The organism is Phaeovulum sp. W22_SRMD_FR3 (assembly GCF_052113705.1).
GTDB lineage: Bacteria > Pseudomonadota > Alphaproteobacteria > Rhodobacterales > Rhodobacteraceae > JBGQOG01.
On the sequence record NZ_JBGQOG010000002.1, the window covers coordinates 165,085 to 183,125 of the forward strand.

Consider the following 18,041-nt stretch of genomic DNA (forward strand, 5'->3'; position numbering starts at 1 on the left):
TGACTCGACTTTTTCAGGCAGCACCGACAAAGTGAGGGCGATTTTCGCAGCCTTCATGGGTGGTATTATGTCCCGCATTGCTCTCAACCGCGCTTACGATATTGCCAATCTGCATCTGGGCGATTTTGCCTTTGGCACCGTTACCGCCACAAGCACCTCAATCACCTATCGGTTGGGTTCCGAAGCACTGGTGATTTACGGCGCGTTCGTGCTGAGCGGCGGCCTGCCGGTCTCGGGCACCATCTCGGGCCTGACCCATTCCGATGGCGGCCTGCGCAACGTGACCCTGAGCGCATTGGGCTGGGGCTTTGACCAGTTCGAAACGGCGATGAGCAATGATGACCTGCGTGGCTTGCTGGCGGGCGGCGACACGGTCACCGGCACGGGCGCGGCCGAGACCCTGCGTGGGTATGAGGGCAATGATGCGCTCTATGGCGGCGCGGGCAACGACCGGCTCTTCGGCTATCAGGGGAATGACACGCTGGATGGCGGCGGCGGCAATGACAGTATGGTTGGCGGCAGCGGCGATGATGTCTACATCGTCAATTCGCAATACGACCGCGTGTTCGAGGTGGCCGGAGGCGGGATTGACCGGGTGCAGACCGCCTTGTCCAGCCACACGCTGGCGAATGAGGTCGAGAATCTGACCTATGTCGGGGGCAGCAATTTCACCGGCATCGGCAACGGCTCTGACAATGTCATCATCGGTGGCCGTGGCAATGACACGCTGTCGGGCTATGGCGGTGACGATACGATCCGGGGCGGCAATGGGCATGACGTGATCAATGGCAATGCCGGGGATGACTGGCTGATCGGCGATGCCGGTGCCTCATTCGTGACCACCACGGTCAGCGCGCCCTCGCCGCAGGATCCGGCCGAGCCGATCACCCTGTCGATGACCCTGCCCGAGGTGACGGCGGGCAACAGCACCACCGTGTCGGGCTATGTCAACAACTCGACCCTGGATGGCGGCACGTTCAACCTTGCCTTCGTTCTGGATGTTTCGGGAAGCATGGCCGATGCTTTCAGCGGCGCGACTGTCGGCGACCGCAACGGCGACGGGGTGGCCAACACCAACCTTGACGCGGCGATTGCGTCGTTTGAGGCGCTGGTCGCGTCGATCAATGCCGCCGGTCTGGGCGACAATGTCCGCATCGCGTTGATTCCGTTTGACAGCTACAGCGAAGTCTCGACCGTCGGCACGGGCACCTCGGACACCAATGGCGATGGCGTTGCCGATGTGATCGAGGCCGCGCGTGATCTTCTGGCGTCGGGTGGCACCAATTATGCCAACCCGCTGGGCAATGCGGTGGATTTCTTCAACACCACGCCGGAGGGCAACAACTTTGTCTTCTTCCTGTCGGACGGGCAGCCAGATGGCACGCCCTACGCGAGCTATCTCAATCAGCTGCGGGATCCGGACGGGATCAATGCCACCATCCGGGCTTTGGGCATCAGCGCCGGGGCGGGCAGCTACTACGATGTTCTGGATGCTCTGGATGACGGGCGCGCCAATGATTCCGCCATTGATGTGGTCGACCCCGCGGATCTGACCGCCGGTTTGCTGAACTCGCAGGTCAATCTGGCCGATGTGGCGGGCCTGCAGATCTGGCGCAACGGCACATTGCTGACCACGCTCAGCGCCGCACAGCTGACCCAGACGCCGTTTGGTCTGCAATATTCCTACACGATTCCGGGCCTGAGCAGCGGCGGCACCAACCAGATTGAGGCGCGGCTGCTGCTGAACGACGGCGCCTCCAGCTATATCTCGACCGTGCAGACCGTGTCGGTCGGGGCGCTGGTTTCCAATGACCGGCTTTACGGCGGCGCGGGCGATGACACGCTGGACGGCGGGGCGGGGGTGGATACGCTGCAGGGCGGCACCGGCAACGATATCTACCGCGTCGACAGCGGCGGGGATGTGATCGTTGAAGCTGCCAATGCCGGTACTGATGGTATCGAAAGCACGGTCAGTTTCAGCCTGAGCGCGGCCTCGGGGGCGAATATCGAGAATCTGTCCCTGATGGGCTCGCGGAATATTTCGGGCACCGGGAATGCGCTGGCCAATGTCATTCAGGGCAACATTGGCAACAACGTCATTCAGGGGATCGGGGGCGGTGACACGCTGATCGGTGGTTTTGGTGTTGATACTGTGTCCTACACCGCAGCCACCCAAGGGGTCAGTGTCGATCTGAGCTCGGGCAGCGGGCTGCTGAACGGGCGCACCGATGTGCTGAGCGGGTTCGAGAACATCTGGGGATCGAATTACGGCGACGACCTGACCGGGGACGGCGGTGACAATGTGATCATCGGCCGCGGCGGCAATGACACCATTGATGGTGGCGCCGGGTTTGACACCGTCAGCTTTGCATCCGCCACCTCAGCTGTGACCGTGGCGTTGAACCAGAGCTATTATGGCGGCACGTCCAGCAGCGGCAATGGTGCGGAAGGCAGCGATGCGCTCGATGACATCGAGGCGATCATCGGCAGCGGCTATGGCGACCGGATTTCAGATGGGAATTACAGCCGGTCGCTCAACAACCTGTTTGACGGCGGGGCTGGCAACGATCTGTTGCAGGGCGGCTTTGGCAGCGACACGCTGATCGGCGGCGCGGGCAATGACACCATGGATGGCGGCGTCAATTATTCCTCTTCCTATGTCGATATCGATGTGGCGGATTATTCCGGCGCCGGAGCGGCCATCCGCGGCAACATCGCGGGCACCATTCAGGGCAACGCCACCGGCACCGACACGCTGAGCAATTTTGAGTGGATCATCGGCACGAATTACGGCGACAGCCTCGTGGGCTCCGTCGCCGATGAAACCTTTGAAGGTGGTGGCGGCAACGACACCCTGCGCGGCGGGGACGGCGCGGATGTGCTGATCGGCGGCGCGGGGGCGAACCGGCTGTTTGGTGGCGCGGGGAACGACACCTATGTGGTGACCTCTGCCGCGGATGTGCTGAGTGAGCTGGCCGGAGAGGGCACTGATCTGGTGCAATCGTCGGTGTCCTTCGCGCTGAGCGACGTGGACATCGAAAACCTGACCCTGACCGGCCTGAACAACATCAGCGGTTCCGGCAATGCCGGCGCCAATGCGATCACCGGCAACAGCGTCAACAACCTGCTGCGCGGCTATGCGGGCGCGGACACGATCCTTGGTGGTGATGGCGATGACAATATTCTCGGGGGCAACGGATCTGACAGTCTGGTGGGGGGCAATGGCACCGACAGGCTGAACTTCTCGGACAATGCCTCCGGGGTCAGCGGCACGCTGGACAATTACTCCACCGCGACGTTCACCTCCGCCAATGGTACCGACACGGTCAGCGGCTTTGAGGATATCGTGGGCAGCGCCTATGCGGATTCGCTTGGTGGCAACAGCGGCAACAACCTGATTTACGGCGGTGGCGGCAACGACACCATCAGCGGCGGTTATGGCGATGACACGCTCTATGGCAACGGCGGCAATGACGTGATCGACGGCGGCTATGGCCGTGACATGATCAGCTATGCCCATCTCACGACCGGCGGCGTCAACGTCAATCTGGCGACCGGGGTGATCACCGGCGAAGGCAATGACACGATCCTGAACAACTCGATCGAGATCGTGGAAGGCACGGCGGTCGGGGATATCATCGGCTGGAACAGCGGCAGCACCTCAACCTATACCGATTTTGAACTGATCGGCGGCGGCGGGAGTGACACGCTGCGGGGTTCGGCGGGTGATGACACGCTGAACGGCGGCACCGGGGCCGATACGATGATCGGCGGCGCGGGCAATGATGTCTATTATGTCGATACTGCTTCGGATGTCGTCACCGAGGAAAGCAGCAGCGGCTACGACAGGATCATCAGTGAGGTGAGCCTGACGCTGCGGGACAATGTCGAGCATCTGACGCTGGTGGGCACGGCGACCAGCGGCTTCGGCAATGATCTGAACAACGAGATGACGGGGAATGACCGCGACAATGTGCTGCGGGCCGGACAGGGCAGCGACACGCTGATCGGTGGCCTGGGGCAGGATACCTTGGACGGCGGTCTGGATACGGGATACGACGCCTTTGTTTTCAACAGCGTAGAGGATTCTCGTGCCGGGGCATATGACCGGATTGAGAATTTCAACGAGGCCTATGACCGGATCGTGCTGACCAATATCGACGCCGACACGCTGAACACGGGCAACCAGGCCTTCAGCTTCATCGGCACCGATGGTTTCAACGGGGCGGCGGGGGAGTTGCGCTATCAGGTCTATGCTGGCGGGACGCTGATCTCCGGGGATGTCGACGGCGATCGGGTGGCGGATTTCGCGGTCCTGCTGGCGGGCAGCCATATCCTGACATCGGCGGATTTCTATCTCTGACAGGCCGATCGGCAGAAAGCCGCCCGTCCGGTGCTGCGGCGCCGGGCGGGCAATTGTCGGGGGATGCGCCTTGCCCTGCCGGGAGTTAAGAGAGGGCAGGGTTTTCGCGGGGTTCGGATGCGCAGGACAGGCAAGATGGGGCTGGCCCTTTTCGGGATCTGGCTGACGGCAGTTCCGGCGCGGGCAGATCTCGTGTCTTGTGACACGTCGATCCGCGGTACCAGCCAGAGCTTTGTCTATGACCCGGAGAATGCCGCGCTCAAGGATGCGCAGTCGCGGCGCGAGCGGTTGCTGGGCGACCGGGGCGCGATCACCTGTCCCGGGCTGGTCAGTCTGCGGGTGCTGACGCCCGAACTGACCGATGCCGAGCGGGGGCCGTTCTGTCTGCAATGGGACCGCAAGGAAAAGACCTATATCGGCTATGCCGAGGGCGAGCGGGACGCCTATCTGATCTGCAAAACCCCGTCAAAAAGCGTGTGTGAGCGGGTGAATGCTTCCAAACGCGCGGCGGCTCGGATCAGCGGCAACGCGGCCGATTTCGCCACCGGGGCGGGGCTGCGGGCGGTGATGACGCCGTCTGGCGCGGTGGTGCTGAACGGCTCGGGCCAGCTGTTGGGCGAGCAATTGGCGGGCCTTGGGGTGTCGGCGATGAGCACCTTGTCAGCCCCCGCCGTGCTGACGGCTGCGGCGGTTTCTGCCGTGGCTGTCGGGGGTGCGGTTTATGTCTGTTCTGACAATGGTGCCGAAGGAGCCGCGGTGGTGGCAGCACCGGCGGCGGCAGAGATGCCCGATGGCAGTCTGGCCTCCGGCGTGCCCGCGACCATGGGCAGCATGCCGGGCAGCGATCTGCCCGCCACCTCGCCCTTCATCGGACCCGAGCGTCCGGTGGCCCCCGCCGTCACCGAGCCCGTCGCGCCAGAACCCGCGCCGCCGCTGAGTGCGATCCGGGGTGGCGATCCGGCGCAGCCCTAAGCCGCGGCGGCTTTCGGCTGGCGGCGCTTTGCGCTAGCAAGGGAAAAAACCGGAGAAACCGATGCCCGAGCTGACCTCAGCCCAGATCACCGCCACCGAGGTGATCGCGCCCAATCTGAAAAAGCGCCTCTCGGGGGTGACGACGACGGTCGTACGGCTGGTGCCGGTGATGGCGCGCGAGATCGGCATTGCGACCACCGGGCCGGGCCTGCCGCCGGACTTGCCGCATGTCTCGCTCGGCCAAATGTTTGCGCTGCCGCGCAACCGCTGGCGGGTCTGGCATGCGCGGCGCAACACGGAAATGGTGCTGGGGCTGATCCTGCGGCATCTCTTCCGCCGCAAGCTCAGGCTGATGTTCACCTCGGCGGCGCAGCGGCACCACAAAAGCCTGACCAAATGGCTGATCCGCCAGCAAGAGGCGGTGGTGGCCACAACGCCGCAGGCGGCGGGCTATCTGGAAGTGCCCGCCACCGTGGTGATGCATGGGGTGGATACCGAGATTTTTCATCCCGTGGCGGACCGCGCCGCGCTCCGCCGTGATCTGGGGCTTGATGAACATGCGGTGATCCTGGGCTGCTTTGGCCGGGTGCGGGCGCAAAAGGGGGTGGATCTCCTGGTCGCGGCGGCGCTGGAGCTGCTGCCCGCGCGCCCGGATGTGCAGATCATCTTTACCGGTCGGGTGACCGAGGAGCACCGTGGCTTTCACGCCGATCTGATGGCGCAGCTGACGGCGGCGGGTCTGGCCGACCGGGTGCGGTTTCTGGGCGAGCTGCCCTGGGAGGATGTGGTCCGGCATTATCAGGCGCTGGATCTTTTCGTCGCCCCCGCCCGCTGGGAGGGGTTCGGCCTGACGCCGCTGGAGGCGATGGCCTGCGGCGTGCCGGTGGTGGCCGCGCGCGTAGGCGCCTTTGAGGCGCTGATCCGGCCGGAGGTGGGCGCGCTGGTACCCGCAGATGACGCCCCGGCGCTGACCGATGCCTTGCGGGACTGGATCGACGACCGCGCGCGTCTGGCCTCGGCCCGCGCGCTGGCCCGTGACCATGTGGCCACCAACCATGCCATCGAGGGCGAGGCGGCGCAGCTGATCGCCATCTACCGGCAGCTTTTGGCATGAACAGAGCCGGATTCCTCCTCGCCCGGACCCTGCGGCGCGAAGCGCCCTTGGCGGCGCTCTCGGTGCCGCAGGCGGCGTTGTTGGCGGATCTGCGGGGGAAATCCGTGGCGCTGGTCGGCAATGCCCGCGCCTTGGCCGAGAGCAGCCATGGCGCGGCGATTGATGCCGCCGATCTGGTGATCCGCATCAACCGCGCGCCGATGCCAGCCGCTGTTTCACATGGAACACGCACCGACTGGCTGGCGCTGGCCACCGCGCTGGGCGCTGCAGACCGCGCCCGGATTTCGGCGGGGCGCTATCTGTGGATGTCGCACAAGCGCAAGCGTCTGGATTACGCCACCGCCACCTCACCGGGGTTTTATCTGCATCCCCTCGCGGACTATCGCGTGATGGCGGACAGGATGGGCGCACCGCCCACCACCGGCGTTGTCTTGATTGATCTTCTGATGCGGTCAGAACTGGCCCGGCTGACGCTCTTTGGTTTTGACTTCATGGCCTCACTCTCGCTCTCCGGCCGCCGCACGGCGGGCGATGTGCCGCATGATTTCGCCGCCGAGGCCGCCTTTGTCAGCGCGGTGACAGAGGCCGATTCCCGGCTGACCCTGACCCGCTGACCCCCACCACCGCCCGGAAAAAAAGGCGAATTGCCTTCCCCTTCGGCGGTCGGTGCGGTATGGGGCCTCGTTCTGTCTGAATGGAGGCTCTCATGGGCTATAAGGTCGTCATCGCCGGCGCCACGGGGAACGTGGGTCGCGAAATGCTGAATATCCTCGCCGAACGGGAATTCCCGGTCGATGAAATTGTGGCTCTGGCCTCGCGCCGCTCGCTCGGCACCGAAGTCAGCTTTGGCGACAAGACCCTGAAGACCAAGGACATCGAAGGTTTCGATTTCACCGGTTGGGACATCGCGCTCTTCGCCATCGGTTCGGAAGCCACGGCGAAATACGCGCCAATCTGCGCCAGCCAGGGCTGCGTTGTCATCGATAACTCCTCGCTCTACCGCTATGATCCGCAGATCCCGCTGGTGGTGCCGGAAGTGAACCCGGAAGCCGTGGAGCAATATAAAAACAAGATGATCATCGCGAACCCCAACTGCTCGACCGCGCAGATGGTGGTGGCGCTGAAGCCGCTGCATGACCGTGCACGGATCAAGCGCGTGGTCGTCTCGACCTATCAGTCGGTGTCGGGTGCGGGCAAGGAAGGCATTGACGAGCTCTGGGACCAGACCAAAGGCATGTATGTGCCGGGGCAGGAGGTCGCGCCGAAGAAATTCACCAAGCAGATCGCCTTCAACGTGATCCCGCATATCGACGTTTTCCTGGACGATGGCTCGACCAAGGAAGAATGGAAGATGGTCGCCGAGACCAAGAAGATCCTCGACAAGGCGATCAAGGTCACGGCCACCTGCGTGCGGGTGCCGGTGTTTGTCGGCCATTCCGAGGCGCTGAACATCGAGTTTGAGGAATTCCTCGACGAAGACGAAGCCCGTGACATCTTGCGTGAATCGCCGGGGATCATGGTGATCGATAAGCGTGAAAACGGCGGTTACATCACCCCGGTGGAATGCGTGGGCGATTACGCCACCTATATCAGCCGCATCCGCACCGACAGCACCATCGAGAATGGTCTGAACATGTGGTGCGTGTCGGACAACCTGCGCAAGGGTGCTGCCCTGAACGCGGTGCAGATCGCCGAGACTTTGGGCAACCGCTGCCTGAAAAAGGGCTGACCGGCCGGTCCGGACCCATCGGCAGATCACAGCCGACTGGCGCGAACGTGAGGGCACCCCGGCGGGTGCCCTCTTGCGTTTCCGCGCCCTCATGGGATGCTGCGCCGCAACCCGGAGGAGAATTTCCATGCGCCCGTTCTTGTTTTCCCTTGCCCTTGTTCCCGCTGCTTTCCCGCTGACCGCTTTGGCCGACACGATTGAGGCGGAGGCCAAGATTTCGCAGGTCACGCTCTATCCCTGGGGCGCCAGCGTTACCCGGGAGGTCAGCCTTGATCTGACCCCCGGCGCGCATCAGCTGCTGATTCCAGGCCTGCCCGCCAACACCGATCCTTCCTCGCTGCGGGTGGCGGGCACCGGCGGGGTGACGCTGAGCACGATGACCCTGATGAGTGACCGTCTGCCGGTGACCGAGCGTCCCGAGAGCGCCGAGGTCACCGCCGCCAAAGCCGAGATTGACCGGCTGAAAGAGGTGCTTCGCACAAGCGATCAGGCCATCGCCGCCGTCGAGCTGAAAGCCAAAGCCGCCGAGGAGCAGCTGGCCTTTCTGCGCAACCTGAGCACGGGCACAGCGGCGGACCCGGCGCAGATGCAGGCGCTGGCCGCCATGATGGGCAGTCAGGCGCTGGAACTGGGTCAGGCCAAACTGGCGGCCGAGGCCGAGGCGCAGACGATGAAACGGGCGCAGGAGGCGGATCAGGACGCGCTGAAAGCCGCCGAGCAGGCCCTGGCCGCGCTGCAGGAGGCGGATGCCGAGAAAGAGGTGCTGGCGCTGGGCGTGGAAGGGCAGGGGCCGACCACCTTCTCGATCACCAGCTACACGGATGCGGCCAGCTGGGCCCCCGTCTATGACCTGCGGCTGACGCGCGGTGACAACCCCAGCCTGACGCTGGACCGGGGTGTGACCGTGTCGCAGAACTCGGGCGAGGATTGGCGCGGGGTTGATCTGGTGCTCTCCACCGCCCGCCCCTCGGACCAATCGGCGCCGGGCATGCTCTGGCCGGACCTGCGGCGCATTGGCGATCCGATGCCGCCCGTGGCCTATGACGCCGCCCCGTCGCCCAAGGCGCTGCGCTCTGACATGGCGATGGAGGCCGCGCCGGCGGTGGTTTCCGCTGGCAGCGCCGAGATGATGGGCGCGACGCTGACCTATCACTACGCCACGCCGGTTGATCTGCGCGATGGGGTGGATGGTCTGCGGCTGGCGCTCGATCAGGTGACGCTTGCGCCGCAGATCCGCGCCGAAGCGGTGCCCGCGCGCGACATGACCGCCTATCTGACCGCGCTGACCAAAAACTCCAGCGGCGAGGTGTTGCTGCCGGGCCGGGCCATGCTCTTTGCCGATGGGGCGCTGGTGGGCGCGACCGATCTGCCGCTGACGGCGGCCGGGGCCGAAATGACCTTGGGCTTTGGCCCGATCGACGGGCTGCGGCTGACCCGCACGGTCAGCAACAACGAAGGCGACCGGGGCATCATCAGCAAATCGAACCAAAAGACCGAAATGGTGCAGATCAAGGTTGAGAACCTGACGCAAGAAAGCTGGCCGCTCTATGTGCTGGATCAGGTGCCCTATTCGGAACAGGAAGATCTGAGCATCTCCTACACCGCCAGCCCTGCGGCGACCGAGACGGATGTGAAAGATCAAAAAGGGGTGCTGGCCTGGGAGAGCGAGATCGCCGCCGGCGAGACGCAAGAGATCAGCATCGAGACCACGCTGAGCTGGCCCAGCGGTAAAGTCCTGCAATAACAGGATTTCGACCACGGACCGGGGCGCGCCGGGTGACGCGCCCCGACGGCTCGGCTAGACTGCCGGAAATACCCGCAACCTGCAGGAAGCCATGACCGATATTCTCTTTGACGACCGCATCTGTGCGCTGGGCGAAGGCGCCTTTTGGCATCCGCTGCGGCAGCAGTTCTTTTGGTTCGACATTCTGAACTGCAAGTTGCTGACCCGGACCGAAGACGGCCCGCAGGAGTGGCAGATGACCGAGATGTGCTCGGCGGCGGGCTGGATTGATGCCGACACGCTGCTGATCGCCTCGGAAACCGCTTTGTTCCGGTTTGACCTGATCACCGGCAGCCGCAGCGACCTTTGTGCGCTGGAGGCAGAGAACCCGGTGACGCGTTCCAACGATGGCCGCGCCGATCCCTGGGGTGGCTTCTGGATCGGCACGATGGGCAAGGGCGCGCAGCCGCAGGCGGGGTCGATCTACCGCTATTTCGGCGGTGAATTGCGCCGGATCGTCCCGGAGATCACCATTTCAAATGCGATCTGTTTCGCGCCGGACCGAAGCTGCGCCTATTATGCCGACACGGATGCGCAGAAAATCTGGCGGCAGCGCCTTGATGCCGCGGGCTGGCCCGAGGGCGCGCCGCAGCTCTTCCGCGATCTGGCGCCTGAGGGGATTTATCCCGATGGCGCGGTGACCGATGCGGCGGGCAATCTGTGGAATGCGCAATGGGGCGCGGGCCGCGTCGCCTGCTATGACGCGGCGGGCAATTTCCTGCGCGCGCTCAGCCTGCCTGCCGGGCAAAGCTCATGCCCTGCTTTTGGCGGCGCGGCGTTTGACCAGCTGTTTGTGACCACCGCCGCGGTGGGGGACAAGGGCGCCGGGGTGGGCTGCACCTATCGCCTCACAGCCCCCGATTTGCGCGGACGGGCCGAGCCGCAGGTGGTACTGGGCTGAGGGCGGCGCGACGTTATGCTGTGCGGGCCCGCGCAAAGCCCTTGAAGCCGCGCCGGGGGCGTGAAAATCTCGCCCTCTCTGCGGCCGGTTTTTCCGGGCAGAGGCAGCAAGGAGAATGCCCGTGACCGATTTCGCCGAAACCCGCGCCCAGTTTGATCTGCCCGAGGGGGTCATCTATCTCGATGGCAATTCACTGGGGCCTTTGCCGCGGGCGGCGGCGGCGCGGGTCGCGCGGTGCGTGACCGAGGAATGGGGGCAGATGCTGATCACCGGCTGGAACAAGGCCGGCTGGATGGAGCAGCCCAGCCGCATCGGCGACCGCATCGCCCGCCTGATCGGCGCCGAGCCGGGCACGGTGGTGATGGGCGATACGCTGTCGATCAAGGTCTATCAGGCGCTGGCCTCGGCGCTGGAGATGGTGCCGGAGCGGCGGGTGATCCTCTCGGACAGCGGCAATTTCCCCTCGGATCTTTACATGGCCGAGGGGCTTTGTCGCAGTCTGGGGCCGGATTATGCCCTGCGTGTTGTGGCACCCGAAGAGGTGATGGAGGCGCTGGATGACAGCGTGGCGGTGATGATGATCACCGAGGTGGATTACCGCACGGGCCGCCGGCACGACATGAAGGCGTTGACCGCGCGGGCGCATGAGGTGGGGGCGCTGGCGGTCTGGGACCTTGCGCATTCGGCGGGGGCTTTGCCGGTGGAGCTGGCGGCGGGCGGGGCCGATTTCGGGGTAGGTTGCACCTATAAATACCTCAATTCCGGCCCGGGCGGCCCCGCCTTCATCTATGTCGCCCCGCGCCATGCCGAGCGGGCGCGCCCGGCGCTGTCCGGCTGGCTGGGGCATGAGGCGCCCTTTGCCTTTGAGCCCAGCTACCGCCCCGGGCGCGGGATTGAGCGGATGCGGGTGGGCACGCCGCCGATCCTGCAACTGGCGGCGCTCGAGGCGGCGCTGAATGTCTGGGACGGGGTCGAAATGGCCGATATCCGCCGCGTCTCGCTGGCATTGGGGGATCGTTTCATCGCCGGGGTCGAGGCCGCCTGCCCGGAGCTGGTCCTCGCCACGCCGCGCGCGCATGACGAACGCGGCAGCCAGGTCAGTTTCCGCCACCCCGAGGGCTATGCGATCATGCAGGCGCTGATTGCCGAAGGGGTGGTGGGGGATTTCCGCGCCCCCGATATCCTGCGCTTTGGCTTTACCCCGCTGTATATCAACAGCGAAGATGTCGACATGGCGGTGGCGATCATCGCCGAGGTGATGCGCGACGCGCTCTGGGACCGGCCCGAGTTCAAAACCCGGGCGCGGGTGACCTGATGCGGGCTGTGGGATTGCCCCTGCCCGGCCTTTTCGAGGCCACCGGCGACCGGCCGCTTTGTGCGGTGGCGGGCTGGATCTGCCATTGGCGCAAGATCGGCCAGATGTCGGTTCTGGCGCGGCAGGGCGGCGCGATGCTGCCCGCCTGATCCCGGCTCCTGCCGGGGAAAATTGCTCCGGAGGAGGTCCTGATGACCGAGAAATGCCCGCATACCGCCTATGATCCCGCCCGCGAGGGCGCTGAAATGTCGTTCAAGGACCGGATGTCCTATGGCGATTACCTGCAGATCGACACCATCCTGAACGCCCAGCATCTGCGCACCGGCGCGCATGATGAGATGCTGTTCATCATCCAGCACCAGACCTCGGAGCTGTGGATGCGGCTGGCGCTGCATGAGCTGGACGCCGCCCGCCGTGCGATTGCGGGCGACCGGCTGCGCGAGAGCTTCAAGATGCTCTCCCGCGTGGCGCGGATCTTTGAGCAGCTGAATTCGGCCTGGGATGTGCTGCGCACGATGACGCCCAGCGATTACACCACCTTCCGTGACGGGCTGGGGCAAAGCTCGGGCTTTCAGTCCTGGCAATACCGGCTGATCGAATATGCGGTCGGCAACCGCAATGCCGCGATGCTGCGCCCGCATGAGCACCGGCCCGATCTTTTGGCGCTGTTGCAGGCCGAGCTGGCCCGGCCCTCGCTCTATGACGAGGCCCTGCGGCATCTGGCCCGCGCCGGGCTGCCGGTGCCCGAAGCGGTGCTGAGCCGCGATCTGGCGCAGCCCTGGGCGGCGGATGCCGGGGTGCAGGCGGTCTGGGAAACCGTCTACCGCGCGCCCGAGACCCATTGGGAGGCCTATGAGCTGGCCGAGAAACTGGTGGATTTTGAGGATTACTTCCGCCGCTGGCGCTTCAACCATGTCACCACGGTCGAGCGGGTGATCGGTTTCAAACGCGGCACGGGCGGTACCGCCGGGGTCAGCTATCTGCGCCGGATGCTTGAGGTCGAGCTTTTCCCCGAGCTTTGGCATCTGCGCACCACGCTCTGACCGGGCGGCGGGCGGAAAATCTGAAATAGACGCCCGATTTCGGGCGGCAGGGCGGGGCCGCCCGCGCTAGGGTGGCGCATGTTGTTCGATCTTCCCCCGTCGGAGGTGCTCTACGCCGCCCTCCTCGCCCGCGATCCGGCCTATGAGGGCCGGGCCTATGTCTGTGTCCGCACCACCGGCGTGTTTTGCCGTCTGACCTGTCCGGCGCGCAAACCGCTTGCTGCCAATTGCAGCTTTTTCGACAGTATCGCCGCCTGTCTGGAGGCGGGGTTCCGCCCCTGCAAACGCTGCCATCCGCTGGCCCCCTCGGCACAGGCCGATCGGGCGGTGGCGGCTCTTCTGGCGGCGCTGGAGGATGACCCCGACCACCGCTGGAGCGAGGAGGACGTGATCCGCCGGGGATATGATCCCTCGACCGTGCGGCGGGCGTTCAAACGCCAGTTTGGCCTGACCTTTCTGGATCTCGCCCGACTGCGACGGATCGGCGAGGGGTTTGAGGCGCTCTCCGAAGGCGCCAAGGTGATCGAGGCGCAGCAGGAGGCGGGATTTGACTCACCTGCCGCCTTTCGGGCCGCCTTTGCCCGGCTGTTGGGGCAGGCGCCGGGGCGCTTTGCCAGCCCCGGATTGCTGCGCGCCGATTGGTTGCAAACGCCGCTGGGGCCGATGCTGGCGGTGTGTGATGCCCGCGCGCTGCACCTGCTGGAATTCATCGACCGTCCGGCGCTGCCCGGTGAGCTGAAGCGCCTGCTCGCGGCCTGCAAGGGTGATCTGGGGATCGGGCGCACGCCCGTGCATGACCTGCTCGCCGCAGAACTCGCGGCATTTTTCGCCGGAGACAGCGCGGATTTCACTGTTCCGCTGGTGATGCACGGCACGCCGTTCACCCGCGAGGTCTGGCAGCGCCTGCTGCGCATTCCTGCAGGGGAAACCCGCAGCTATGGCCAATTGGCCGCCGAGATGGGCCAGCCCGGGGCTAGCCGGGCGGTGGCGCGCGCCAATGGTGCCAATCAGATCGCGCTGATCATTCCCTGCCACAGGGTGATCGGTGCCGATGGCACGCTGACCGGCTATGGCGGCGGCCTCTGGCGCAAGCAAAAGCTGATTGAGCTGGAGCGACATTACGCTACGGCAAGTAAAGCCAGTATTTGTTCGCGCTAACCCCAGCCTCGCAGTGCCTCTTGACGTATTACCGTCATATTTTCCAAGGCAGATACGACTTTTTGATTTAACTCTGCCCCTCCAGCCCTTACATGCAGCCTGCAGCCAGTGCTGGGGCTGCTACAGTCAGGGGGAGGTACCCATGCTGGACATCGCTTCGATGCGCGGATCTTTGGCCGAGGCCTATGATCTGGCCCCGTCGGTGGAGGCCGCCGAGGCCACGCGCGACATTCACGCCCGAATGGACCGGGTGGTGCCCTTCGCGGATTGGGCGCGCTATGCCCCCTATGTCATTGCGATCAACCGGCTCAAGGCCGAGCGGAACGCCGTGATCCTTGCGCATAATTACATGACGCCCGAGATTTTCCACGGCGTCGCCGATGTGGTGGGCGACAGCCTGCAACTCGCCATCAAGGCGACGGAAGTCGAGGCGGACGTCATTGTGCAATGCGGTGTGCATTTCATGGCCGAAACCTCGAAAATCCTGAACCCTGCCAAAACCGTGCTGATCCCGGATATGGAAGCGGGCTGTTCGCTGGCGGAATCCATCACCGCTGCGGGGATTGCCGAGATGCGGGCGAAATATCCCGGCGCGCCGGTGGTTTCCTATGTGAACACCACCGCGGAGGTAAAAGCCGCCTCGGACATCTGCTGCACCTCGTCCAATGCCGCGCAGATCGTGGCGGCGATGGAGGGCGACACGGTGATCATGACGCCCGACCAATATCTGGCGCAGAACGTGGCCAAGATGGTGCCGCAAAAGAACGTGGTCTGGTGGGAGGGCTCGTGCATCGTGCATGAGCAGTTCACCCCGCAGGACCTGCGCGATTTCCGCAAGTTCAACCCCGAAACCCGCATCATCGCGCATCCCGAATGCCCGCCCGATGTGGTGGCCGAGGCGGATTTCTCCGGCTCGACCTCCGGCATCATCGACTATGTGCACAAGCATCAGCCGAAATCGGCGATGCTCGTCACCGAATGCTCGATGGCCTCGAACATCGCGGATGAGCTGCCGGGGGTGGATTTCGTCGGCCCCTGCATGATGTGCCCCTATATGAAAAAGATCACGCTGGAGAAGATCCTGTGGTCGCTGCACACGATGAGCCAGGAAGTGGTGGTTGATCTTGAGGTTGCCGCCAAAGCCCGGATCGCGGTGCAGCGGATGATCGACCTCAGCCGGAAGATCGCGGGATGAACGCCCCCCTGGCGGCGGGCGGCCCGGTGGTTGACACCGGACGGGTGATCATTGTCGGTGCGGGTCTGGGCGCGCTTTATGCCGCGCTGAAACTGGCCCCGCGGCCGGTGCTGGTGATCTCACCCGAGGCTTTGGGCACCGGGGCGTCCTCGGCCTGGGCGCAGGGCGGGGTGGCGGCGGCAATGGCCGCCTCGGATACCTCTACCGCGCATGCTGCCGATACGGTGCGCGCCGGGGCGGGGACGGTGGACGCGAGCGTCGCCGAGATGGTCACCGCCGAGGCGCGGGCGCATATCCTCAACCTCACCGATCTTGGCACGCCGTTTGATCGTGCGCCGGATGGCGGCTATGTCCTCTCGCGCGAAGCCGCGCATTCGCAGGCCCGCGTTGTGCGGGTCAAGGGCGATCAGGCCGGGCGTGAGATCATGCAGGCCTTGATCGAGGCGGTACGCGATACCGCCAGCATTCAGGTGGCCGAAGGGGTTCTCGCCTCCGGGCTTGAGGTCACCGAGGGCCGCGTCACCGGATTGTGGGTCGAGCGGGCCGATCAGCCTTCCGGCCGGATCCTGCTGCGCGGGGCGGCGGTGCTGCTGGCGGGCGGCGGCTCGGGCGGGCTCTATGCGGTGACCACCAATCCGCCGCGCATCCGGGGTCAGGTGATCGGCATGGCGGCACGCGCAGGCGCGGTGATTGCCGATGCCGAGATGGTGCAGTTCCACCCGACAGCGATTGCCAGCGGTGAGGATCCGGCCCCTTTGGCGACCGAAGCTTTGCGCGGTGAAGGCGCCACGCTGATCAACGCGGCGGGCGAGCGCTTCATGCTGGCGCTGCATCCCGATGCCGAACTCGCGCCGCGCGACATCGTCGCCCGGGCGATCTTTGCCGAATATCAGGCCGGGCGCCGTCCTGCGCTGGACACCCGCGCCGCCTTGGGGGCCGAGGTGATGACCCGCTTTCCGGCGGTGGCCGAGGCCTGCACCCGCGCGGGCATCAATCCGGTGACCGAGCCGATCCCGGTCGCTGCCGCCGCGCATTACCATATGGGCGGGATCGAGACCGACCGTCAGGGCCGCGCCAGCCTCGTCGGGCTTTGGGTTTGCGGCGAAGCCTCCTCGACCGGCCTGCACGGGGCCAACCGTCTGGCCTCCAACGGGCTGTTGGAGGCGCTGGTCTATGGCCGCATCTGCGCGCTCGACATTGCTGCCGCGCTGGGCGTGGAGGTGCCGAGTGCGCCGGTGGTGCTCGATTTCCCCGCAGGCGGCAGCCAGCCCGATCCGGCGCTGGTGGCAGAGTTGCGGGTGATGATGAGCAATGATGTGGGCGTCGTACGCCATGGCGCCGGGCTGACCCGCGCTTTGGCGAACATCGCCGCGCTGGAGGCGGCGGGCGGCGCCTGTGAGGCCTTCCGCAACATGACTGCCACCGCCACGCTGATCACCGCCGCCGCTTTGGCCCGCCACGAAAGCCGGGGCGGACATTTCCGAAGCGATTACCCTGCCGCCGATCCGGCGCTGGCGCAGCGCTCGCATTTCACCCTTGCGCGGGCGCTGGAAATCCGCGCCGCTGCCGTTTCGGAGACCGCCGATGTTGCCTGACCTGATCCTCGAACCCCTCGTCCGTGCGGCTCTGGTCGAGGATCTGGCGCCGATGGGCGATGCCACCACAAGGGCGGTGATCCCGGCGCATCTGCGCTATACCGCGCGGCTGAACGCGCGCGAGGCGGGGGTGGTCTCGGGGATGCAGATCGCCGCGATGGCCTTTCGTCTGGTGGATGCGGGCCTGAAGGTGGAGACCCTGATTGCCGATGGTCAGCCCTGCGGCGCTGGCGATGTGCTGATGACCATCGAAGGTTCCGCCGCCTCGATCCTGATGGCGGAGCGGGTGGCGCTGAACTTTGCCGGGCGGCTGACCGGGATTGCCACATTGACGGCGGCCTTTGTCGCCGAGACGCGCGGCACCGCGACGCGGATTACCTGCACCCGCAAAACCACGCCGGGTCTGCGCGCGGTGGAAAAGATGGCGGTGCTGCACGGCGGCGGGTCGAACCACCGCTATGGCCTGTCGGATGCGATCCTGATCAAGGACAATCACATTGCCGCCGCAGGCGGAATTGCGGCGGTACTGGAGGCTGCCAAGGCCGCGCGCTCGCATATGATGCGGATCGAGATTGAGGTGGACCGGCTGGATCAGCTGGAAGAGGTGCTGGCGATTGGCGGCGCTGATGTTGTGCTGCTCGATAACATGGACACGCCGACGCTGATCCGGGCGGTGGCGCTGGCCAAGGGCCGGATTGTCACCGAAGCCTCGGGCAATATGAAACTCGGGCGGATCGCGGAAGTGGCGGCAACCGGGGTGGATTACATCTCATCGGGAGCGCTGACGCATTCGGCACAAACCCTGGATCTTGGCCTCGATTTCTGAGGCCAAGATATTGATCTGAAAATTACTTCTGATTTTCGGGTATTTTC

Annotated in this window: 14 protein-coding genes; all 14 read left to right on the forward strand. The window is 65.1% G+C overall.

What is annotated here, in order from left to right:
- Nucleotides 1–67: 67 nt before the first annotated feature.
- The 14 genes from ACEN2S_RS03075 to nadC all read left to right on the forward strand — a co-directional run bounded on the left by ACEN2S_RS03075 (nucleotide 68) and on the right by nadC (nucleotide 17,994).
- Entirely contained in the window at nucleotides 68–4,363 is a 4,296-nt protein-coding gene (locus tag ACEN2S_RS03075; protein ID WP_441862225.1) for a beta strand repeat-containing protein, read from the forward strand.
- A gap of 135 nt (nucleotides 4,364–4,498) precedes the next feature.
- The gene (locus tag ACEN2S_RS03080; protein WP_441862228.1) at nucleotides 4,499–5,335 is read left to right on the forward strand and encodes a hypothetical protein; all 837 of its coding nucleotides are present in this window, start codon (nucleotides 4,499–4,501) and stop codon (nucleotides 5,333–5,335) included.
- A 61-nt stretch (nucleotides 5,336–5,396) separates the two neighbouring features.
- The gene (locus ACEN2S_RS03085; protein WP_441862230.1) at nucleotides 5,397–6,449 is read left to right on the forward strand and encodes a glycosyltransferase family 4 protein; all 1,053 of its coding nucleotides are present in this window, start codon (nucleotides 5,397–5,399) and stop codon (nucleotides 6,447–6,449) included.
- Entirely contained in the window at nucleotides 6,446–7,063 is a 618-nt protein-coding gene (locus tag ACEN2S_RS03090; RefSeq protein WP_441862232.1) for a glycosyltransferase family 29 protein, read from the forward strand. The genes ACEN2S_RS03085 and ACEN2S_RS03090 overlap by 4 nt, the downstream gene beginning before the upstream one ends.
- 92 nt (nucleotides 7,064–7,155) lie before the next feature.
- Complete coding sequence (locus ACEN2S_RS03095; protein WP_441862235.1) at nucleotides 7,156–8,178, forward strand: aspartate-semialdehyde dehydrogenase; 1,023 nt, start codon at nucleotides 7,156–7,158, stop codon at nucleotides 8,176–8,178.
- 127 nt (nucleotides 8,179–8,305) lie between these two features.
- Nucleotides 8,306–9,922, forward strand: coding sequence for a DUF4139 domain-containing protein (locus tag ACEN2S_RS03100; RefSeq protein ID WP_441862238.1), 1,617 nt, complete (start codon nucleotides 8,306–8,308; stop codon nucleotides 9,920–9,922).
- A 91-nt stretch (nucleotides 9,923–10,013) separates the two neighbouring features.
- Complete coding sequence (locus tag ACEN2S_RS03105) at nucleotides 10,014–10,862, forward strand: SMP-30/gluconolactonase/LRE family protein (protein ID WP_441862241.1); 849 nt, start codon at nucleotides 10,014–10,016, stop codon at nucleotides 10,860–10,862.
- A gap of 121 nt (nucleotides 10,863–10,983) precedes the next feature.
- A complete protein-coding gene (kynU, locus tag ACEN2S_RS03110) occupies nucleotides 10,984–12,177 on the forward strand; it encodes a kynureninase (RefSeq protein ID WP_441862244.1) in 1,194 nt (397 codons plus the stop codon).
- The gene (locus ACEN2S_RS03115; RefSeq protein WP_441862246.1) at nucleotides 12,177–12,326 is read left to right on the forward strand and encodes a hypothetical protein; all 150 of its coding nucleotides are present in this window, start codon (nucleotides 12,177–12,179) and stop codon (nucleotides 12,324–12,326) included. The genes kynU and ACEN2S_RS03115 overlap by 1 nt, the downstream gene beginning before the upstream one ends.
- Before the next feature lie 42 nt (nucleotides 12,327–12,368).
- Nucleotides 12,369–13,220, forward strand: a complete 852-nt coding sequence (kynA, locus tag ACEN2S_RS03120) for a tryptophan 2,3-dioxygenase (protein WP_441862249.1) — start codon at nucleotides 12,369–12,371, stop codon at nucleotides 13,218–13,220.
- Between the two features lie 78 nt (nucleotides 13,221–13,298).
- Entirely contained in the window at nucleotides 13,299–14,378 is a 1,080-nt protein-coding gene (locus ACEN2S_RS03125) for a bifunctional transcriptional activator/DNA repair enzyme AdaA (protein ID WP_441862252.1), read from the forward strand.
- A gap of 142 nt (nucleotides 14,379–14,520) precedes the next feature.
- Nucleotides 14,521–15,573, forward strand: coding sequence for a quinolinate synthase NadA (nadA, locus tag ACEN2S_RS03130; RefSeq protein ID WP_441862254.1), 1,053 nt, complete (start codon nucleotides 14,521–14,523; stop codon nucleotides 15,571–15,573).
- The gene (locus tag ACEN2S_RS03135) at nucleotides 15,570–17,168 is read left to right on the forward strand and encodes an L-aspartate oxidase (protein ID WP_441862257.1); all 1,599 of its coding nucleotides are present in this window, start codon (nucleotides 15,570–15,572) and stop codon (nucleotides 17,166–17,168) included. The genes nadA and ACEN2S_RS03135 overlap by 4 nt, the downstream gene beginning before the upstream one ends.
- On the forward strand, nucleotides 17,158–17,994 hold the full coding sequence (nadC, locus tag ACEN2S_RS03140) for a carboxylating nicotinate-nucleotide diphosphorylase (protein ID WP_441862260.1): 837 nt from the start codon (nucleotides 17,158–17,160) through the stop codon (nucleotides 17,992–17,994). Before ACEN2S_RS03135 ends, nadC begins: the two co-directional genes overlap by 11 nt.
- Nucleotides 17,995–18,041: the final 47 nt, after the last annotated feature.